The organism is Tritonibacter sp. SIMBA_163, from assembly GCF_046535935.1.
Classification (GTDB): Bacteria; Pseudomonadota; Alphaproteobacteria; order Rhodobacterales; family Rhodobacteraceae; genus Epibacterium; species Epibacterium scottomollicae.
This window is the reverse complement of sequence record NZ_JAWJBP010000850.1, coordinates 1-254: the sequence shown is the minus strand read 5'-3', so window position 1 is coordinate 254 and position 254 is coordinate 1. Positions and strand designations below refer to the sequence as shown.

General features: G+C 51.6%; 1 protein-coding gene. It reads left to right on the top strand.

What is annotated here, in order from left to right:
• Window positions 1-254 (top strand): hypothetical protein (locus R0J92_RS24740; protein WP_411053633.1); only part of this gene is annotated, 254 nt, incomplete at both ends.

Here is a 254-nt window from a genome sequence, read left to right as displayed (position 1 = left end):
CATTCAGCAAGGATTTGAACCGCTGCGCAATCTTCAAGTCGCCGATGTTCCCGGAAACGGATTGAAAACGCAAGTCAATGGCGATGAAATCTTGATCGGCAAGCCCGGTTTTGTCGGCGAGGAAGAAGCCTATGCTTTTGAAGGCGGGATTCTTGCGAATTTGGCGAACCAAGGAAAGACCGTCACTTTTGTCAGGGACGAGCATGGCATACTCGCGGCGATGGCGCTTAAGGATACTGTCCGCGACATTACGA